The following is a 2,745-nucleotide window of genomic DNA, read 5'->3' on the forward strand; positions in this document are numbered from 1 at the left end:
GTTGCTTCGCTGCTGATCACCACGGAAGCCATGATCGCCGAGCTGCCGAAGAAGGACGCTCCGGCCGGAATGCCTGGCGGCATGGGCGGAATGGGCATGATGTGAAAAGGCGAAAGCCTCCACAGCAATCAATCAGATAATAGGGCGGCCTTCGGGCCGCCCCAGACTGCTGACAAACCCCTGGCCTGGCTGGGGGTTTTTGTGCAGTGGGACAGGTTGAAGAAACCTGTCTCTTCCCAGACGGCTCTCGAGATGGTGACGCTCGACAGCCTGGTGCCGAAGGATCACCTGCTTCGCAAGATCGACGCGGTGATCGACTTCTCCTTCGTCCATGATCGTATTGCCGGGCTTTATTGCGCCGACAATGTTCTCGACCGGATCGGTGACCACGTTGATCAGCAGCCTCCCACCGGAAATGCGGTCGAGCGGCGAGCGGCGGCGATTGCACACCGGCTTGAGTAAGTCAGATCGCGACCACAACAACAACCACAGCAACTGGAACGACCGCGGCGACAGAAATCGTGGGTACGTTCGTAGCGGAACAAGCCAACGCAGTGGTCTGTACAGGGTTGGTCAAGGCAGCAACGCTCGAAGCACGCTTGCGCGCCTCGACCTTCTTACTAGCATTACAGTTGCATATTTATCTCTAGTCTGAATCTATGGGGCTCCATGATTCGGAGGTCATGGATGACAGGTGCATCAATCGAGACTACGCTTGAACTTTGGGCATCGTCGCTGCGTGACGTGAAGTCTCGAATGCGGAAGCTGTTTACGCAGGAGCGAGTTGCAGCATCTGCGAACCTTTTCCTGGACAGCTTGCTGGGTGACGAGCGGCGTAAGACAGGTTGGATGCGCGCTGAGGCGGCCGGTGATCCCGGCCCGTGGCGGCAACAAGCCATTCTGGGTCGCGGGGGTTGGGACGCGGACGGACTTCGCGACATCGTGCGAGAGTATGTTGTAGCAAACCTCGCCACCAATGATGGGTCCTGGTCATCGATGAGACGGGCTTCCTCAAGCAGGGCAAGACAGCGTGCGGCGTTGCACGTCAATATACAGGTTCGGCAGGCAAGATAACGAACTGCCAAATCGGTGTGTTCGCCGCCTATGTGTCCGTTCGCGGTCATGCCTTTATCGATCGAGCCCTGTACTTGCCCAAGAGCTGGACCGGCGATCCGGCAAGGCTGGCGGCAACTCATGTTCCCGAGGCTATAGCCTTCGCTACAAAGCCAGGCCTGGCCTCAACCGCTGCTGCCGACCAAGAGCCGGGGCGTGCCGCGTGTTGATGATCGTCGGGTGATCAACGGCATCTTGTGGCGGGTTTCGCACCGGCTCGCCTTGGGCGGATGTGCCAGAGCGATATGGGCCTTATACCACGTGCTATAACCGTTTCGTCCGATGGAGAAAGGCGGGCGTTTGGGACGATGTTCTACGCGATGTCGCCAAAACCCTTTGACGGCGCTATCGTGATGATCGACAGCTCCTGTGTCCGTGTTCACCAGCATGCGGCCACGGGAAAAAGATCCCATGAGGAGTGGATAGCGCCCCGCACCATGGCAGAGTGGGTTCGCTCAAGATCCTCTGGAGGTCAATCATGCATGTTTCTACAGACCATCGACCCGCGTCGCCTGCCGCTATTTGCTCGGACATCGGCGCAATCCTCGTCTCCCTGGAACTCGGGAAATCGACGTGGCTGGTCACGTCGCTTGCGCCAGGCAGCGAGAAGATGTCGCGGTACGGCGTCGCCGGCGGCGACAGCGCCGGGCTGCTTGCCTGCCTCGCCGAACTGCGTCTGAAGACGCGGGCACGTACCGGGCAGTTTTCCCCTTGGTAGTGATCCAAGAAGCGGGGCTCGACGGCTTCTGGCTCGACCGGCTACTGAACCGGGAGGAGTGGATTAAAAGTCACGTCGTCGATGCCGCCTCGGTCGCGGTGTCGCGCCGTCACCGACGCGCCAAGACGGACCGCCTCGATGGCGAGGTGCTGGTGCGCACTCTGATGGCCTGGAACAGAGGAGAACCGCGTGTCTGTTCGATGGTCAGGGTGCCGGCTCCCGAGGACGAGGATCGCCGCCGGATTGGCCGGGAGCGCAAGGCGCTGGTCGCCGAGCGAGTCGTCCACGTTGACCGCATCAAGGGTCTGCTCTTCAGCCAGGGCATCCGGGACTACGAGCAGTTGCGCCGTGATCGGCGCGCGCGCCTGGATGAGCTTCGCACCGGGGATAGCCGCGTGCTGCCTTCCCGCATGAAGGCCTAGATCAGCCGGGAACTCGACCGCCTCGAATTGCTACTGGAACAGATCAAGGCGGTCGAGGCCGAACGGGATGCGCAGTTGGCCGCGCCGATGGTGGATGCCCTGGCACCAACCGCAGTGTTGCTGCACCTCAAGGGCATTGGTCAGGAGTTTGCGGCCGTTCTCCATGCGGAAGGCCTGTTCCGGCATTTCGACAACCGTAGACAGGTTGCTGTCTATGCGGGGCTGGCCCCATCCCCATGGCGGAGCGGATCGATCGATCGCGAGCAGGGCGTCTCAAAGGCTGGCAATCCGCGACTGCGAACGACGCTGATCCAGCTCGCATGGTTGTGGTTGCGCCATCAGCCGGCAACGAATCTTGCCCGCTGGTTCCACGAACGGGTCGCCCGCAACGGTGGCCTGCGTATTCCGATGAAGCCGGCCAGTCATTCCGATTTCATTCCGGCCAGCATTCCGATTTGAAGGCGGCCATTTCTCGGACTGATCCTGGGTCTG

4 pseudogenes are annotated in these 2,745 nt (G+C 60.8%); all 4 read left to right on the plus strand.

The window, feature by feature from the left end:
• Positions 1-252 precede the first annotated feature (252 nt).
• Positions 253-366: pseudogene (locus BSG20_RS39205) on the plus strand (transposase); the annotation flags it as partial.
• Positions 367-669: 303 nt separating this feature from the next.
• Positions 670-1,238 (plus strand): annotated as a pseudogene (locus BSG20_RS34975) (IS701 family transposase); the annotation flags it as partial.
• 7 nt (positions 1,239-1,245) lie between these two features.
• Positions 1,246-1,532, plus strand: a pseudogene (locus BSG20_RS34980) (transposase); the annotation flags it as partial.
• Between the two features lie 59 nt (positions 1,533-1,591).
• A pseudogene (locus BSG20_RS38285) lies at positions 1,592-2,649 on the plus strand (IS110 family RNA-guided transposase); the annotation flags it as partial.
• Positions 2,650-2,745 lie beyond the last annotated feature (96 nt).

Source organism: Rhizobium tibeticum, from assembly GCF_900110205.1.
In the GTDB taxonomy this organism is placed as follows: Bacteria; Pseudomonadota; Alphaproteobacteria; order Rhizobiales; family Rhizobiaceae; genus Rhizobium; species Rhizobium tibeticum.